This is a genomic window from Alcaligenes sp. Me129, from assembly GCF_050487245.1.
GTDB lineage: Bacteria > Pseudomonadota > Gammaproteobacteria > Burkholderiales > Burkholderiaceae_B > Alcaligenes > Alcaligenes phenolicus.
In genome coordinates, this window is the sequence record NZ_JBKQGX010000021.1 from 42,821 (window position 1) to 60,320 (window position 17,500).

Sequence of the window (17,500 nt, forward strand, 5' to 3'; positions counted from 1 at the left end):
ATGGCTAATGACACTAAAAAGCGCTTTTCACACGCCACGATCGAGAAAAATACCGGGTTGTTGATCATCCTGAGCATCTTGGTGATCTCGTTCGCAGGTCTGGTTCAGATTGTGCCCTTGTTCTTTCAACACTCGACCACGCAGCCTACCGAAGGCATCCAGCCATACGAACCTTTGCGACTGATTGGTCGTGACATCTACATCCGTGAAGGATGTGTGGGCTGTCACTCCCAGCAGATCCGTATGCTGCAGTCCGAAGTGCAGCGCTACGGTCCTTACTCGCTGGCCGGTGAGTCCGTGTACGACCACCCCTTCCTGTGGGGCTCCAAGCGTACCGGTCCTGACCTGGCCCGCGTAGGTCAGCGTTACAGCGACGAATGGCACCGCATTCACTTGCGTAACCCACGTAACGTGGTCAAAGAGTCCAATATGCCCGCCTACCCATGGCTGCAGAAGAACTCGGTGGAAGGTGAAAACGTGCAGGATCGCATGAAGGTGCTGCGTACCCTGGGCGTGCCGTACACGCAGGAACAAATTGATGCTGCTCCTCAGGAGCTGGTAGGCAAGACCGAAGAAGATGCAGTGGTTGCTTACTTGCAGGGCCTGGGCGTAGCCAGTCGCGACGCAGCCGCCAAGGCTGTGGAGCAGGGGAGCCACTAAATGCTAGCCATCATCAACGCTGTTGTGACCGCTTTGGCGATGGCTACCTTCCTTGGCATTTGCTGGTGGGCGTTCTCTCGGGGACGCCGCCAGGCCAACGAAGAAGCAGCGCTTCTGCCTTTCGCCTTGCCCGACGAGGGAATCAACGATAAAAACCCTGGGGGTTCCGAATGAGTGACTTTTTTAACAATGGCTGGAGCCTCTGGATTTCCGGCATCGCCTTGTTAGGCATCATATTTTGTTTGTGGCTGTTATTTACTCAGCGTGCATTTCTGGGCAAGACGGTCGATGTGGAAGAAACCGGCCACGTCTGGGATGGTGACCTGACCGAGCTGAACACGCCGGTGCCTCGCTGGTGGACCGTGATGTACATCGGTTTGTGTGTGTTTGCCTTGGGTTACCTGGTGCTGTATCCCGGCCTGGGCAGTTTCAAGGGCACATTGGGTTTTAGTTCCGGCCAGCAGGTCAAGCAGCAACAGGCCGAGATCAATGCTCGCCTGGAGCCTGTGTACGCCCGTTACCGCGAAATGCCTATTGAAGAGATCGCTCGCGATCAGGAGGCCCGCGAAATTGGTCAGCGCCTGTTCCTGAATAACTGCGCCCAGTGTCACGGTTCCGATGCACAAGGTGCTCCCAGCTTCCCTAACCTGGCCAATAAAGCCTGGTTGTGGGGTGGCGAGCCCGAGCAGATTCTGCACACCATTACCGAAGGTCGTACCGGGATGATGCCGCCACAAGCGCAATTCACCCCCGCTCAAGCCTCCGACGTGGCTCAGTATGTGCGTTCCTTGTCCGGCCTGGCTGCAGATCCTCTGCGTCTGGTGGCTGGTAAGCGTGTTTATGACAGCGCATGTTTTGCCTGTCACGGTGCGGATGCCAAGGGCAACACCTTGTTGGGCGCTCCTGATCTGACGGACGATTACTGGTTGTATGGCAGCTCCGAAGCCACCATCGTTCAGACCGTCTTGCAGGGTCGTACCAACCAGATGCCGGCTCAGAAAGCCACTTTGACTCCTGAGCAGATTCGTTTGCTGGCGGGTTGGGTCTGGGGCTTGTCGAACAATGCCGAGCCTGCCCAGGCTAACTAATGTGTTTTAAATTGATCTGACGCCTTCAGGACTTGCAATGAGTAGTGATTCTTCCCAACCCAGCGCTGATAACGCGCAGGGAACTGTGCCCAAGTGGCAACCTCCACGTAACACCAAGGGAGCGGGTGGAACCTCTCCGCAAGTCGAGAAGGCTCTGGTCGATGTACGCAGCAAAATCTATCCACGATCCGTCAAGGGCGTATTCGCCCGCTGGCGGATCTGGATGGTGTATTTCACGCAGATCATTTTCTATGGTCTGCCCTGGTTGGAATGGCATGGCCGTCAGGCCGTGCTGTTTGACCTGCTGGAACGCAAGTTCTACATCTTTGGCATGATTTTGTGGCCCCAGGACGTTATTTACCTGACGGTGCTGCTCCTGATATCTGCCTTCTCCTTATTCCTTTTCACCGCCATGGCCGGACGCTTGTTCTGTGGCTATGCCTGTCCGCAGACGGTCTACACCGAGATCTTCATGTGGGTCGAGCGCAAGGTGGAAGGGGACCGTCTGGCGCGTATCCGCTTGGATGAGCAAGCCTGGAACGCCCGCAAACTACGTCTCAAAGCAACCAAGCACTTCCTGTGGATCGTGATTGCTTTGTGGACCGGCTTTACCTTTATCGGCTACTTCGCTCCTATCCGTGAACTGGGTGGCGAGCTGATCGCCCTGTCTCTGGGCCCTTGGCAGTGGTTCTGGCTCTTGTTCTACGCCTTTGCCACCTGGGGTAACGCCGGTTTCATGCGTGAAGCCGTCTGTAAGTACATGTGCCCCTACGCACGCTTCCAAAGTGCCATGGTGGACAGCGATACCTTTGTGGTGACCTACGACTTTGTGCGTGGTGAAACCCGCGGTGGTCGATCTCGCAAGATTGACCACAAAGAAGCCGGTATGGGCGACTGTGTGGACTGCAGCCTCTGTGTTCAGGTCTGTCCGACCGGTATTGATATTCGTGATGGCCTGCAATACATGTGTATTGGCTGTGGCGCCTGTGTGGACGTCTGTGACCAGGTCATGGACAAGATGGGCTATGAGAAGGGCCTGATCCGCTACACCTCGGAGCGCGCCATTAAAGAGCGCATGACGCAATCGCAGGTGCGACGTCGCATGCTGCGCCCGCGCGTGCTGTCTTATATCCTGATTCTGGCCGTCATTTGCGGTGCCTTCGTCTACACCTTGGCAACCCGTACCCCGATGCGTGTGGACGTGATTCGTGACCGTGGTGCTCTGGGCCGTGAAGTGCCTGGCGGCATGATCGAAAACGTGTTCCGTCTGCAAGTCATCAATACCTCGGAAGAGGCGATGGAGTTGCAGTTGTCCGTAACAGGTCTGGAAGGTGCACGCATTCACTTGACCGAGAACGGCCAGGATCACATTCATGTGGCCCCTGCAGGCAATAGATTGTTGCCTGTCGTGGTGCAAGTCCCAATTAGTAGTGCCAAGCCAGGCCTGTATGATATTTCCATCCAGGCAGTCGGCGAGCATGAAGGCGGCCGCAAGACCTACGTGAATGAACGCAGTAGTTTCTATATTCCTCAGTAACTTTATAAAGAGCAAAACATGGACGAATCAAAGGACAGTGGACCCTGGTGGCGTGAGCCGTGGCCCTGGTTGTTGATGGCCGGCCCGGCTCTGGCTATCGTGGGCTGCGTCATTACCATTGTGCTGGCGTTCCAGAACTTCAGTAATCAGGGAGTGACGGACGGCGGCGTCAAGCAAGGTCTGGTCGTCACCAAAGGCGAGCCTGCCCGCGAGCAGCGCTAAAAGTAGTTGATACACCGTTACGCTAGGGTTGAGAGAAGTATGTTTCCGTTCAAGAAGGGGGTACGAATGACCATCCGATCGTTGATGTGGATACTGTGGCCTTCATTCCTGGTCGCTGGGGTACTGAGTGCAATCGTGTTTGCTTTGGTAGACCCGTTGGACATCGTTGTGCTTGGACATATGCAAGTAGATCGACTGACCTTTTATACGGTGGCGTTTTTTCTGTTCTGGGTGGCCGCTGCGGTGGCTTGTACGCTTAGCCTGTATATGTCCTCTGGTTCGCCAGCGGTACTGGCTGAACCGGCAGATAGTCTGGACTGATTTCGACAAGCGCCAAAAGACAAAAAAGCACATGCAAACTGCATGTGCTTTTTTTTGTGCGCGCTTGGTGCTGGGGAGTGATGCAGCAGGCCCTAGAGACGTTCAGAGCCTTGCGTAAGCCCTAGGCAATACCAGGTAAAGCAAGTAGCCTTAATCGCACTCCGTGCCTGCCAGAGTGCGCAGGGCAGCCAGATCCAGCAAGTGGACTTCACGCTGGGAGATTTTCAGCAGACCTTCGCGCGCAAAACGCGAGAACAGGCGGCTGACCGTTTCCAGTGTCAGGCCCAGGAAGTTGCCGATTTCTTCGCGGCTCATGCGCAGAATGAATTCGTAAGGGGAGTAGCCAAGCAGCGACAGGCGCTGGGACAGGTTCAGCAAGAAGGCGGCCAGGCGCTGCTCGGAACGCAGTCCGGCCAAGGTCATCATCAGTTGATGGGCGCGGTTGATTTCCTTGCTCATCAAGCGACGGAATTGTTGTTGCAAGATAGGCAGTTGGGCCGACAGGCGGTCCAGATCATCAAGGCGGATCACACAGACCTCGCTGTCTTCCAGGGCGATGGCATGGGAGACATGGCGGTTTTCAACCAGGCTATCCATGCCAAGGATTTCTCCTGGTAATAAAAAGCCCGTAATCTGGATGTGGCCGGTGGAATCTTCCAGCTGCATCTTGATAGAACCAGAGCGCAGACCATAGATTCCCTCGACTGAGTCGGCCAGTCGAAACAGCACGCCGCCCTTGGGGATGCGGATGCGCTCCTTGACTAATTCGTCCAACCGCTCCATTTCATGCTTAGGCATCCCAAGAGGTAGACATACCTCATTGAGCATACAGCTGGAGCAGCGTATGGAGTCAGCGGTAACCGAGATACGTTTTTGCATAAGGAATAATGTCAGATGGCGAAACGCTAAATCTTTGAGTCAAATCAAGTGTAATTGTAGCTTTTTATTGGTTGGTATTCCCGCTAATCCTTAATATGTTTAGTTCTTAAGGGCCGCGCCATGCGGGAAGCGGCTGCCCATGCCGGGTACAGCGCGGTCAGACTGCTCTTGTCAGGTTGTTGTTTAAAAGCGATCCAAACACTTGAATACTTGGTTTTTGTCCTTATCTTCAATTCATCCTGTTATTTGTTGCGAGATCTGGGCGAGCAGTATTTAGTAACTGTTTGCTTTAGCTTATCGCATATTTTCTCAAGTGAAAATTCTATGCGAATCGATAAATTGACAACGAAGTTTCAACAGGCTCTAGCCGATGCGCAGAGCCTGGCTGTTCGCGAAGACAACCCCTATCTGGAACCCGCCCACGTACTGGTCGCCTTGCTGGCCGATGCCGATTCCGGCACTGGCAGCTTGCTGGCTCGTGCGGGCGTCGCCATTCCCCGTCTGGAAAATGAGCTTAACCGCCTGATCTCCAATCTGCCCAAGGTACAAGGGGCGGAAGGTCAGCAGCAGCTCAGCTCGGCTCTGCAAGCCGCTTTGGCGAAAACCGACAAGGAAGCTGCCCAGCGCGGTGATACCTATATCGCCAGCGAGTTGTTCCTGCTGGCCCTGGCGGACGACAAAGGCGAAACCGGTCGTGCCCTGCGCGATGCCGGCTTGCAGCGCCGTGCCTTGGAAGCGGCCATCGAGGCCGTACGCGGTGGTGCCAATGTGAATGATGCCGAAGGTGATAGCAACCGTGAGGCGCTGGACAAGTACACCACTGACCTGACCGAGCGTGCTCGTCTGGGCAAGCTGGACCCGGTGATTGGCCGTGACGACGAAATTCGTCGCACTATCCAGATTCTGCAGCGTCGCACCAAGAACAACCCCGTGTTGATTGGTGAGCCTGGTGTGGGTAAGACCGCGATTGTGGAAGGCTTGGCGCAGCGTATCGTGAACAACGAAGTGCCCGAAACCCTGAAGGGCAAGCGTGTTCTGGTGCTGGACCTGGCTGCCTTGCTGGCGGGTGCCAAGTACCGTGGCGAATTTGAAGAGCGTCTGAAAGCCGTCTTGAAAGAGCTGTCCAAGGACGATGGCAAAACCATTGTCTTTATTGACGAGTTGCACACCATGGTGGGCGCCGGTAAGGCCGAAGGTGCCATGGATGCCGGCAATATGCTCAAACCCGCCTTGTCGCGCGGCGAGCTGCACTGTATCGGTGCTACTACGCTGAACGAGTACCGCCAGTACATCGAGAAAGACGCGGCTCTGGAGCGTCGTTTCCAGAAAGTGCTGGTTAACGAACCGGACATGGAGTCCACCATTGCGATTCTGCGTGGTTTGCAGGAGCGCTACGAGCTGCACCACGGTGTGGCGATTACCGACCCGGCCATTGTGGCTGCGGCCGAGCTGTCGCAGCGCTACATTACGGACCGTTTCCTGCCCGATAAGGCCATTGACCTGATCGACGAGGCCGCGGCCCGTATCCGTATGGAGATCGACTCCAAGCCCGAGGTCATGGACAAGCTGGATCGCCGCATCATTCAGCTGAAGATCGAGCGTGAAGCGGTCATCAAGGACACGGACGAGGCCTCTCAGCGCCGTTTGCAGGCCATCAATGACGAGATGGAGAAGCTGCAGCGTGAGTACAACGACTATGAAGAGATCTGGAAAGCCGAAAAAGCGGCAGTTCAGGGCTCGCAAGTTGTTAAAGAGGAAATCGAGAAGGTTCGCGCCGAAATGGCCGAGCTGCAACGCAAGGGCCAGTTCGACAAGTTGGCCGAGCTGCAATACGGCAAGCTGCCCGAACTGGAAGAGCGCCTGAAAGCGGCTGAAGCCAATATGGACAAGGCGGATCAGGACAAGCCTCGCTTGTTGCGTACACAGGTTGGTGCCGAGGAAATCGCGGAAGTGGTTTCGCGTGCAACCGGTATTCCTGTGTCCAAGATGATGCAGGGCGAGCGTGAAAAGCTCTTGCAGATGGAAGACTACTTGCACAAGCGTGTGGTCGGCCAAGGTGAAGCCGTACGTTTGGTGTCGGATGCCATCCGTCGCTCGCGCGCCGGTCTGTCTGATCCGTCCCGCCCTTATGGTTCCTTCCTGTTCCTGGGGCCAACCGGTGTGGGTAAGACCGAACTGACCAAGGCATTGGCCAACTTCCTCTTTGATTCCGAGGATCACATGATTCGTATCGACATGAGCGAATTCATGGAGAAACACTCGGTGGCTCGTTTGATCGGGGCGCCTCCCGGCTACGTGGGCTATGAAGAGGGCGGTTACCTGACCGAGGCCGTGCGTCGCAAACCTTATTCGGTGATTTTGCTGGATGAGGTCGAGAAAGCACACCCCGACGTCTTTAACGTGCTCTTGCAGGTGCTGGACGATGGTCGTTTGACCGATGGTCAGGGCCGTACGGTGGACTTCCGCAATACGGTGATCATCATGACCTCCAACCTGGGTTCGCAGCATATCCAGCGTTTGTCGGGCGAACCTTACGATGTGATCAAGGAAGTGGTGTGGGAAGAAGTGAAGCAGCATTTCCGCCCCGAGTTCCTGAACCGTATCGACGAAGTAGTGGTATTCCACGGTCTGGAAGCAGAACACATCGAGTCCATTGCTCGTATCCAGCTTGAACGTCTGGATCAGCGTCTGGCTCAACGTGACATGCATCTGGAAGTCAGCGAGGCTGCTTTGGCTCAGTTGGCCAAGGCCGGGTTTGACCCTGTGTTTGGCGCACGTCCTTTGAAACGTGCCATTCAGCAGCACATTGAGAACCCGGTGGCACGCTTGATTCTGGAAGGCCGCTTTGGTCCTAAGGATGTGGTGCCTGTGGACTGGAAGGACGGCGAGTTTACGTTCACCCGCAGTATCCAGTAATGAGCAGGCTCTGATTACTGCTGTGCTGGTGAGCGTTGAGCAGTAGAGCGGACCAGCGCATGCAGTAAGCCTTAGTTGAAACGGCAGTAAAAAAAGCGCCTTGGTTGCCCAAGGCGCTTTTTCTTTGGCTCGACGGATTGTTTCAAGCTTGGGTTGCTTTACCTGTGATCTGTGCCACCCACTTGGGTTTTAGCAAAGACGAAGCTATTCAGAATCTTGGTGTGGCTCAGCCATGCAGTGTTTGTATAAAGGGTAGCTTTCAAGCAGAGACTGTCTTAGTCACGTGTACTGAGACCGTAAGGACGACCGTTCAGGCCTCGCTTAGGCGTTCTCGTGCGCCGGTGCTGGGGGCGGAGTCAGGTCCAGTTCATCCTTGCCGTAGAACTTCACACCGATCTCGACACGAGGGCGGCCTTGCGAGCGGCGGTGGCGGTTGGTGTCGCGCAGCGAGTACACGCAGCCGCAATATTCCTGCTGATAGAAGTTCTCGCGCTTGCTGATCTCCAGCATGCGTTGCGAGCCGCCACCTTTGCGCCAGTTGTAGGTCCAGTATTTCATCTCCGGATAACGGGCTGCGGCGCGTTCGCCACAGTCGTTGATCTGGTTCATGTCTTTCCAGCGCGAGATACCCAGGACGCTGGAGATGATGTCGTAGCCATTTTCATGGGCGTAGAGGGCTGTGCGCTCAAAGCGCATGTCAAAGCAGACCGTACAACGCTCGCCGCGCTCGGGGGCGTGTTCCAGACCGCGTACGCGTTCAAACCAGTTATCCACGTCGTAGTCGGCATCAATAAATTCGATACCGTGCTGTTCGGCAAAGCGGATGTTTTCCTGCTTGCGCAGTTCATATTCGCGCACCGGATGGATATTGGGGTTGTAGAAGAAAACGGTGTATTCAATCCCCGAGGCGTGCAAGGCCTCCATCACCTCGCCCGAACAGGGGGCGCAGCAGGAGTGCAGCAGCAATTTCTCGCGCTTTTCCGGCATGGTTAAAACTGGACGATTGAGCTGAGTGGACATGAATCTGAATCCGAGAAAAAGGGCGTCCCGAGTCGGTCGCACAATAAATCAATGCGACTATTGTAGATTCTTGGCAAAGTTTAGTGAAATCAATCTGTTGCCTTAGTACCCCAGGACCTCGTCCCATAGTCGCGTCACGGCTTGCCGTTCCTGAGTCAGTTCGGTCTGCGGGACACGGGCTTTTTCCGCCCCTTCCAGACGTAATGCGTGCTGACGACGGCGCAGGGCACGGTAGGCATCGGCCACCTCCTGAGCATGGTCGACCGCGATCAGGCCCGCTTGCGCGGCAATGCCCAGCAAGGCGATATTGCCCAGGTTTTCCAGCAGCTTGGGATGCTCTCGGCTATGGCACAGCACCAGATATTGGGTGATGAACTCCACATCCACCATGCCGCCACGGTCGTGCTTCAAATCAAACAGCTCGCTGCGGTTGGGGTGCCCGGCACTGATCTTGTCACGCATGTCCAGAATGTCTGCGCGCAGTTTGCGACGGTCGCGTTCCATCAACAAGATGGAGCGGCGGATTTCATCGAAGCGTTCCTTGATCTGGGCATCCCCGGTCACAAAACGGGCACGGGTAATGGCTTGATGCTCCCAGGACCAAGCGCTACGGGTTTGATACTGCTCGAAGGCATCCACACTGACGGCCAGCAAACCGGCATCGCCATCCGGGCGCAAACGCAGGTCAATATCGTAGAGACGACCGGAGGAGGTCATGGCCGACAACCAGCTGGTCATGCGGCGAGCCAGTTTGATGTAGCGCTCCACATTATCCTGGCTGGGGTCGTCATAGAGAAACACCAGATCCAGGTCCGAGGCGTAGCCAATTTCCTTGCCGCCCAGCTTGCCGTAGGCGATGACGGCAAAGCGGGGCGGGGTGTCGTGTTCAGGGCCCAGACTGCGGGGGCGCGTCAGAGGCCAGGTACGCTCCAGCGTCTCGGCCAGCATCATGTCGGCCAGGGCCGAGAGCTGGTCGGCCAAGGCTTCCACCGTCAGCACGCCTTCCAGGTCCTGAGCCAGTAATTGGAAGGTGATCTGGTGCTGCCAGTCGCGCATCATGTTCATTTGCTGTTCGACATCGGCCTGGCCATCGGGCAGACGGCAGGCGTCCAGGTCGCGGCACATTTGCTCGGACAGGGCCGCAAAGTCCGGAATTTCCATTAGCGAATGCCATTCGATCAGGCTGTCCAGCAGGAGCGGGTACTGAGCCAGATACTGGGCGGCCCAAGGGCTGGCCGAGACAATACGGGCGACGCGGGCCAGCGTATCGGGGTATTCAGCCAGCAAAGCCAGATAAGCACTGCGTTGGGCGATCAGCTCGATCAGGTTAAAGAGCCGTGTCGCTGTCATTTCCGGGTTTTCGGAGCGGTAGGCGTAGTCCTCAGCCAAGGGGATCAAGCGTTGTACGCGATCCAGGCTGGCATTGGGCAGGCTGCGCAGGCGATGGCTGTTCAAAAGGGCCTGACGTAATTGTTCGATGCGTTCCTGCAAAGCCTGATCTTGCTCGGCGCTGTTGACTTCGAGGGTGGGGGCTGCCGCTACAGGAGGCTCGGTACTGGCTTCTTCCCCCATACCAGCGAGACGGAAGGCATTGCGGAAGGTATGCGACACAAACTTTCTGTGCTGGCCTAACTGTTCAGCGAAGTCGGGCAGGCTCAGGCCCAAGGTGGCGGCCAGCTCGGTGCGCAGTTCCTCGTCCTGGGGCAGCAAATGGGTTTGTTCGTCTTCGCGGTACTGCAAGCGGTGTTCGACACGTCGCAAGAAAGTATAGGCGGCCAGCAGCTTGTCGCAGACCTCCTGGTCCAGCAGACCGGCCGCGCATTGACCGCGCAGAGCCTTGTGCAGGCTGGTGGTTTGCAGGGAAGGTTGCCGTCCACCGCGTATCAGTTGATTGAGCTGGACCACAAACTCAATTTCTCGAATCCCGCCATCCCCCAGCTTGATGTTGTGCCAGGTCTCCACGCCATTGCGGTTCAGGGCGCGGCGTGTCCAGTCCTGACGGATGCGCTCGCGCAGGCCGCGCAGGGCGGACAGGGCATCAAAGTCAAAATACTTGCGATACACAAAAGGGGTACGCAGCGCTTCGAAGTGATGTATATCGCCGGCGCTACGGCTGCCTTCAAAGGCCTGGGCCTTGATGGGGCGCGCCTTGATCCAGGCATAGCGTTCCCACTCCCGGCCTTGATTGACCAGATAGTTTTCCAGGGCCTGCATGCTCCAGGCCAGCGGTCCCGAATCACCGTCCGGGCGCAGGCGCAAGTCGGTGCGAAACACCTGGCCGAAGGCGTCAGTATCAGACAGCACGGGCATCATGCGCTGGGTCACTTTGCCGTAAAACTCGTGATAGCTCAGGGGGCGGCGACCCTCGGTTTCGCCGTCCTCGTCGTAGAGCATGATCAGGTCAATGTCCGAGGAAACGTTTAATTCCCCCCCGCCCAGCTTGCCCATACCCAAAATAATCATCTCTTGGGGCAGGCCGGTTTCCGAGTTTCTAGGAATACCGTGTACGTCAGCCAGTTGCCGGGTCACGGTCTCATAGGCTTGCGCCACGGCCAGATCAGCCAGGCTGCTCATGGCCTGCATGACTTCTTCCAGTGGCGCCAAGCCATTGATATCGCGGATCATCAGCACCAGAAAGACCCGTTCGCGCAGTTGGCGCAAGGCCTGGCGCACTTGTGCCAGACGATCATTATCGGGCTCGGGCAGCAAAGTCCTATACCATTGCGTAATCAATGCGGGGGTGACAGGGTGTTGGGCTTGCTCTTCCAGCCACGCTCCAAATTGCGGCTGAGCGTTTACTTTTCGACGCAAGGGGCCGGACCATTGCATCACGGGCTTCAATATAATGGACTGGCTCATACGATAAGAGGCTTTTCGGATAAGGGGAACGACAAGTGAAATGACTTGTCTGACTAGGCCGGAAATGACCGCATCTAACTATACTCGGGAATTGATTGCATGGTAGTTCGAGGGCTTGTGCGACTGGCGCTAGTGCTCTATTTTGCGCTGATGCTAGGCCTTGTCGGGCTACGTTACTTGCTCGTGCCGCAACTGGACAATCTGCGTCCCTATCTGGTGCAGAAAATCAGTGAGCAAACCGGCCTGCAAGTCCAGATCCAAGAATTAAAAGGCGACTGGCAGGGCTGGAATCCCCATCTTTCCGTGACAAACCTGTCGCTGGCAGAACCTGGGCAGGAGCCCATGTTGCAGCTGCCCAAACTGCAAGCCGATATCAGCTGGAAGTCCTTGTTCAGCGGCTCGCTGCAATTGCGCCAGCTGGATGTGCAAGGTTTGACGATCCCGGTGCGGCGCGACCCCCAGGGTCAGATTCTGGTGATGGGTCAGGTGCTGGATCTGAATGATGAGAGTGCCCCGTCCGAACCCGAAGCCTGGCAAGGACCGGTTCGCTGGTTGCTGGAGCAGCGCGGCATTCGCATTCAAGGTACGTCCTTGCAATGGCAGGATGATCTGCGTGGCGCGCCTGTCTTGAGTCTGCCTTCGATTGAATTGCAGATCGGCTACAGGCAGGGCTGGCACGAGGTCAGTCTGGCTACCGCCTTGCCCGCCAATTTGGGCGAGTCCCTGGCTTTGGCCTTGCGTGTGCAGGGCAAGCGTCGTCTGCCCGAGAATGTGGATGTGATGGACCTGCCCTGGGAACTGACGGTTCAGGCTAAAGGGGTGGATGCTCCTGCGCTGCGCCCGTGGCTGGATGTGCCTGTGGCCCTGGACAAGGGCTGGGTCGATGTGCGCGCTCAAGCCACTCAGCCTAAAGCGGCCCAGACCGTACAGATGCAGATGGCCGCCCAGTTGCGTGATGTGGCGGTGCTCACCGATAGCGATGATCGCCTGCAACTGCAGCAAGCCAATCTGGAACTGGCGGGGGGGCTGAATGATATGCAGGCGCTGGCCCAAGGCAAGCAAAGTGGCGATGTGCAGTGGGCCTTGTCGATGAACAGTTTTGGTCTGCGTGTGCCGGATTTGTTTGCTCAGTATTTGGCTGTGGATCAGCTCAATGCTCAAGGCACCGTCCACCGGGATGAGCAGGCCAGACTGAGCGTCAGCAAAATGAATCTGGCTTTGCGTAATCCTGATCTGGATGCACAGTTGACAGGTAGCTGGCGCGAGGATGCCACGTTCGAGGCCGGTGTGGCTGACTGGCAGGGGCAGTTCAAACACCTGAATCTGGCGGCTTTGGTGAATTACCTGCCATTGACGGTCAATCCTCTGGCGCGTGAATGGATGCAAGCCGGACTGGTGCAGGGGGCGGTACGAGACGGGACAATCCGTCTGCAAGGCGGCCTGGATACCTTCCCGTATGGCTTGAGTCCGGAGGATGGCAGCTTTGAAGTGGCGGGGGCTTTGGATCAGGGAATTGTGGATTATCAGCCCGCCCGTCCCAAGCGGTTGGCCTGGCCGCGTTTGGAAGGCGTGCAGGGCAGCATACGCATGCATAACGACAATCTGGATATTGTGGCTCAGCAGGCGCGCATGCCGATTGCCAAGCAGCAGGATATCGTGCTGCGCGATATTCAGACCCACATTACCTCCTTGGAGCAAAACAGCTTTCTGAAGCTGGAAGGTCTGTCCCAGGCACCGGCGACCAGTTATCTGGCCCTGGTGCATCAATCCCCCTTGAATGCCTTGCTGGATGGCTTGCTGGCCGACAGCCGTGTCAAAGGGGATTGGACCGTACCGGTCAAGTTGCAGATTCCTTTGGATAATGCTGATGATGCCCAGGTACAGGGCCAAATCCAGATGAACAATGGCGAGTTTCAGTACATGCCTGAAGCCCCTTCGTTTACAGCGTTGAAAGGTGAGCTGGCCTTTAGTGAAAAAGGCGTCAGTGCCCAAACCTTGACGGGCAAGATGCTGGGTGGCGACACCCAGATCAGCGGTGTGCTGGAGCCCGGCAAACCCGGTTTACGCCTGAATGGTGTGCTGACGGCCAAAGGCCTGGAGCAATACCTGGAGTTGAAGGGCTTGCAGCGTTTGCAGGGTCAGACACCTTATAGCGTGTTGATGAAGCTGGACGCCAAGGGCGCTTTTTCTTTTGGGGCCGAGTCGAACCTGACAGGTTTGGCACTGAATTTGCCTGAACCTTTCCACAAGCCTGCCGAGCGTGCGGCCAAACTGAAGGCGGATTGGAGTAGCGATTCCGCCGCCAAGATGGACCGTTTGCAAATCAGCCTGGAGGACAGACAGAGCTTTTTGCTGAACCTGCTGCATGCTCAAGGTTCCCGTGATGGCAGCTACTTTCAAAGTGGCAGCATGGGAACACCGGGATTGGTGAATTGGCCTCAACGCGGTTTTGAATTACATAGTCGCTATGACCGTATGGACCTGGATGCCTGGGAAAGGGTGGTGGGGGAGTTTGGCCAGAATCTGGATGGCAGTCCCTTACCTCCTTCGGCCCGCCCCTTGCTGCCTTTGCTGGAGCGGGTGCGTCTGAAAGCGGATCAGGCGTTTTTCCGAGGGCAACTGCTGGACCAGCTGGAAATGGAAAGCACGGAAGATGCCGCTGGCAGACTGTTTCTAAGCATGAAGGCCAAGCAGGCCGAAGGGCGTTTGCAGGCGCAGCATCAAGATGGCCGCTACACCGGCATGTTCAATGCAAACTTCTCCCATCTGTACATTGACAGTGGCAGGCCTGATTGGGCTTGGCCCGACGCCGACTTGCCCATGAATGACGACCTGCGTTTGCCCGCGATCTCGTTCAAGGTGGATGATTTGCAGATTCAGGGTGTTCGCTTTGGCAAGCTGGAAGCCAAGGGCAAGCCCGCTGGAAAGGGACAAAAGTGGACGTTGGAAAACATTTCTCTGAATGCCCAGGGTATGCAGCTGAATGGTTACGGCTCGTTGGCATTGAGTGGGCCGCAGCGTGGCCTGGAGTTGGTGGCAAACAGCCAGGTAAGCAATTTGGGACAGTTTGTGGATGTCAGTGGCTTGCTGACCGAGTCCATCAAGGATGGTGACGGCACGGTACAGGCGGCCTTGTTCTGGAGCGACTTCCCCTGGTCTTTTGACAAGCGCAACATCCGTGGCCAGTTCAATGTGGATTTGCGCAAAGGGCGCTTTATCAGCCTGAAGTCGCGTTCGGCCAAATTGCTGGAACTGCTTAGCTTGCAGTCCATCTCGCGCTTGAGCCGTCTGGATCTGGATTTGTTTGGGGCGGTGAAACAAGGCTTTGCGTTCGATAGCCTGACCGGGCGCATGAATCTGTCGCAGGGCAAGCTGGAGCTGGATAATTATCAGATCAAGGGGCCGGCAGGGGCGATCAGCCTGAAAGGCTGGATTGATATCCGGGATGAGACGCTGGATTTGATTGCGGTGGTAGACCCGAATCTGGATATGAGCGGTGCGGCGATTGCAGCGTACTTTACTGTCAACCCGATGGTGGGAGTTGGGGCCTTGCTGACACAGTGGCTGATGCAGATTCCGATGAGCAGTCACCTGTCTGTCACGTATGCGGTAACAGGCAAGATGGATGATCCCCAGCTCAAAGAGTTGGAAGTCCCTGCGGTTGGTAGCGCGAAACAAGAGAAACAGCGTCGGATCGAGCCTTGATGGCAAGCGCCTCACCCAAACGATTCGCGTCGCTTGTCGTCAGGGTTGCAGCCAGGCTTTTCCGTGTTTTACCCCTTATGCAAAGGATGGGCCGATGAGCGCACAGAGACTGAAACAACTGGCAGCGACCTTGCTCGTGGCGAGCCTGCCGTTCCATGCGCTTGGAGCGCAAACGCATCCTGTGGCTCAGGCCGCACAAGCGGTCGAACAATCCTTGCAGGCCCGTGTCGGACTGGCTGTACTGGATACGACAGATGGGCAGTTGTGGCAATACCGTGCCGATGAACGCTTCCCTATGGCCAGTACCAGCAAGGCCTTGATCTGCGCGGCGTTGTTGGCCCGAGGGCCGGGTGCCATGAAGACCGCCTGGCTGGTCAAGGAAGAGGCTATTCAATCTTACGCCCCGACGACAGAAAACCTGATAGGACAATATGTGGCAGCGTCGCAATTGTGTGCGATCACGATGCGCAACAGCGACAATACTGCGGCCAATGGGGTTCTGGAGATGCTGGGCGGGCCTGAAGCGATCACGTCCTTTCTACGCAGCGTGGGTGACACGGTGACGCGTCTGGATCGCAACGAGCCCAGCTTGAATGAAGCTACGCCTGGTGATCCACGGGATACAACAACCCCGCAAGCCATGGTGCATACCTTGCAGAGTCTGGTTTTGGGCGATGCGCTTAAAGCCCCAGATCGTGATCGCTTGATTGACTGGCTGCGCCATAACGAAGTGGGTGGGCCTTTGCTGCGGGCTGGCGTCCCGGAAAGCTGGACGGTGGCAGACCGAACCGGGGCAGCGGCTTACGGCACACGCGGTGTCGTGGCGGTGATGTGGCCCCCTGGACGTGCGCCGCTGGTGGTTGCCGTCTACATCACGGAAACCAAGGCTTCCATGGAAGAGCGCAATGCGGCCATCGCCACGATTGGCAAGGCCATTGCAACGGCTGTGGATCAGAAAGCACAGCCCTGATCACCGGGCAGACACCGGCAGCGGCACGATCCCTAGCCGGTCTGACGCTCCAGCATTTCATCCAGTGTCGCGTAATAGCTCATGGACGCATGGCGCAGATTCGTGCGTACATGCTCGCGTGCCTGTTCTGGGTCCTTGTCCAGAAAAGATTGCAGGATGGCTCGGGTGGCCTGCATGGAAAGCTCCCGATAGCGCGTGTCGCGCAAGGTAGCCAGACGCACCGCTTCCACGTGGTCACTCAGACGAAAAATCATGGTGCTCAAGTGCGGGTTGGGGCATAGCGAAATCCAGCTTTCCCGAAACGCATCGTTGGCAATCATGTACTGCATGGGGTCGGCGGCGGCATGGGCTTTTTCTGAGGCATTGGCAGCCTTGTTCATCAAGGCCAACCCTTCCAGATTGGCCTGCAAGCAGGCGGCGGCGGCTGCTTCGGGTTCCAGCAACATGCGTATTTCAAAAATCTGCGCAATATCGGCCGGAGTAAAGCGCCGCAGCATGAAGCCGCGCGAGGTGCCCTCCAGCAATCCTTCGTTGGTCAGTTGCAGCAAGGCTTCGCGCACAGGCATGCGCGAGACTTGCAGTTCAGCAGCAATTTCATGGTCGACCAGACGGTCGTCATAGCTGATGTCGCCACTGCGCATGCGGCTGCGCAGGTGTTTGTAGACCTGCTGGCGTATGTTCAGTTTGGGGGCGGCAGGCTGGTTTTTATTCATTGGTTTTGGGCAAGACGGTGAACAGGCAGTCGGCATGAAATCCCTGTGCGCAGCAGTGTGTTTCCTGCACCTGGACGTGCTGATCGTAGATCAGTTGGCCGACGGCTGTAAGCATACCAACGATAGGGCGGCACAGGGGCCGATCATGGGGGCCAAACCCCCATGCAAAGGGACTGTTTTTCACGCGGACCTGCAAGGCTCCCGTGGCCTTTGTTTGAATGTCCCAGTTCCCCCAACCCAGCTGAGCCGAGATATCGGCAATGCTGTGCAGCAAGGCCTGCGGGTCGTGATTGATGGCTTCCCAATACGCCTTGGCTGACAAACCACCTTGTTCCATTACGGCCTGCCCCAATGCATCTAGCGCCTGTGTTCGGGCGGGTTCATCTAGCCGGCGAAACAGCCCCATCAACACGTCGACACGCATCATCAAGTAGCGCCGATCGTCGTCCAAAATCTGGCCCTGTGCCGTATCCCAGCTTAATCTGTCTCTGAATTCTGTCATTTTAAAGTAAAAGTATATTATTTTGTTTTTAGATAATAGATTGATATTAAAGCAAATAAATTATAGGGAAAACCATTATCTATTTAATTTAAGAATAAACTATATACT

Annotated in this window: 14 protein-coding genes; 9 read left to right on the forward strand and 5 right to left on the reverse strand. The window is 56.5% G+C overall.

Features of this window, described 5'->3' with window-relative positions; all coding sequences use genetic code 11:
• The 6 genes from ccoO to ACLPGZ_RS17550 all read left to right on the forward strand — a co-directional run bounded on the left by ccoO (nt 1) and on the right by ACLPGZ_RS17550 (nt 3,828).
• Nucleotides 1-660: a cytochrome-c oxidase, cbb3-type subunit II gene (gene ccoO / locus ACLPGZ_RS17525; RefSeq protein WP_060185270.1), complete on the forward strand. Its 660-nt coding sequence runs from the start codon at nt 1-3 to the stop codon at nt 658-660.
• Nucleotides 661-834 (forward strand): cbb3-type cytochrome oxidase subunit 3, encoded by a 174-nt coding sequence (locus ACLPGZ_RS17530; RefSeq protein WP_035272721.1) that lies wholly within the window; start codon nt 661-663, stop codon nt 832-834.
• Complete coding sequence (gene ccoP, locus ACLPGZ_RS17535; protein ID WP_035272722.1) at nt 831-1,748, forward strand: cytochrome-c oxidase, cbb3-type subunit III; 918 nt, start codon at nt 831-833, stop codon at nt 1,746-1,748. Before ACLPGZ_RS17530 ends, ccoP begins: the two co-directional genes overlap by 4 nt.
• Before the next feature lie 37 nt (nt 1,749-1,785).
• Complete coding sequence (gene ccoG / locus ACLPGZ_RS17540) at nt 1,786-3,285, forward strand: cytochrome c oxidase accessory protein CcoG (RefSeq protein ID WP_026482942.1); 1,500 nt, start codon at nt 1,786-1,788, stop codon at nt 3,283-3,285.
• 18 nt (nt 3,286-3,303) lie between these two features.
• Nucleotides 3,304-3,507, forward strand: coding sequence for a FixH family protein (locus ACLPGZ_RS17545; RefSeq protein WP_009455940.1), 204 nt, complete (start codon nt 3,304-3,306; stop codon nt 3,505-3,507).
• A 66-nt stretch (nt 3,508-3,573) separates the two neighbouring features.
• On the forward strand, nt 3,574-3,828 hold the full coding sequence (locus ACLPGZ_RS17550; protein ID WP_022983138.1) for a hypothetical protein: 255 nt from the start codon (nt 3,574-3,576) through the stop codon (nt 3,826-3,828).
• 150 nt (nt 3,829-3,978) lie between these two features.
• On the opposite strand, the gene ACLPGZ_RS17555 is transcribed toward ACLPGZ_RS17550, so the two are convergent.
• Nucleotides 3,979-4,707: a helix-turn-helix domain-containing protein gene (locus tag ACLPGZ_RS17555; RefSeq protein ID WP_009455938.1), complete on the reverse strand. Its 729-nt coding sequence runs from the start codon at nt 4,705-4,707 to the stop codon at nt 3,979-3,981.
• A 324-nt stretch (nt 4,708-5,031) separates the two neighbouring features.
• On the opposite strand from ACLPGZ_RS17555, the gene clpB reads away from it, so the two are divergent.
• On the forward strand, nt 5,032-7,623 hold the full coding sequence (gene clpB / locus ACLPGZ_RS17560; protein WP_009455937.1) for an ATP-dependent chaperone ClpB: 2,592 nt from the start codon (nt 5,032-5,034) through the stop codon (nt 7,621-7,623).
• Nucleotides 7,624-7,944: 321 nt separating this feature from the next.
• On the opposite strand, the gene ACLPGZ_RS17565 is transcribed toward clpB, so the two are convergent.
• Together ACLPGZ_RS17565 and glnE are read right to left on the reverse strand one after the other, a co-directional pair.
• Nucleotides 7,945-8,643, reverse strand: a complete 699-nt coding sequence (locus tag ACLPGZ_RS17565) for an epoxyqueuosine reductase QueH (RefSeq protein WP_026483517.1) — start codon at nt 8,641-8,643, stop codon at nt 7,945-7,947.
• Between the two features lie 102 nt (nt 8,644-8,745).
• Nucleotides 8,746-11,502, reverse strand: a complete 2,757-nt coding sequence (gene glnE / locus ACLPGZ_RS17570; RefSeq protein ID WP_268380075.1) for a bifunctional [glutamate--ammonia ligase]-adenylyl-L-tyrosine phosphorylase/[glutamate--ammonia-ligase] adenylyltransferase — start codon at nt 11,500-11,502, stop codon at nt 8,746-8,748.
• 99 nt (nt 11,503-11,601) lie between these two features.
• Between glnE and ACLPGZ_RS17575 the strand changes: the two genes are divergently transcribed.
• Entirely contained in the window at nt 11,602-15,207 is a 3,606-nt protein-coding gene (locus ACLPGZ_RS17575; RefSeq protein WP_368934626.1) for a YhdP family protein, read from the forward strand.
• Between the two features lie 94 nt (nt 15,208-15,301).
• Entirely contained in the window at nt 15,302-16,177 is an 876-nt protein-coding gene (gene bla, locus ACLPGZ_RS17580; RefSeq protein WP_203145674.1) for a class A beta-lactamase, read from the forward strand.
• 32 nt (nt 16,178-16,209) lie between these two features.
• Here the strand turns inward: bla and ACLPGZ_RS17585 are convergent, their stop codons facing one another.
• Together ACLPGZ_RS17585 and ACLPGZ_RS17590 are read right to left on the reverse strand one after the other, a co-directional pair.
• Entirely contained in the window at nt 16,210-16,890 is a 681-nt protein-coding gene (locus tag ACLPGZ_RS17585) for a GntR family transcriptional regulator (protein ID WP_088450324.1), read from the reverse strand.
• Nucleotides 16,883-17,392: a V4R domain-containing protein gene (locus tag ACLPGZ_RS17590; protein ID WP_035272728.1), complete on the reverse strand. Its 510-nt coding sequence runs from the start codon at nt 17,390-17,392 to the stop codon at nt 16,883-16,885. The genes ACLPGZ_RS17585 and ACLPGZ_RS17590 overlap by 8 nt, the downstream gene beginning before the upstream one ends.
• Nucleotides 17,393-17,500: the final 108 nt, after the last annotated feature.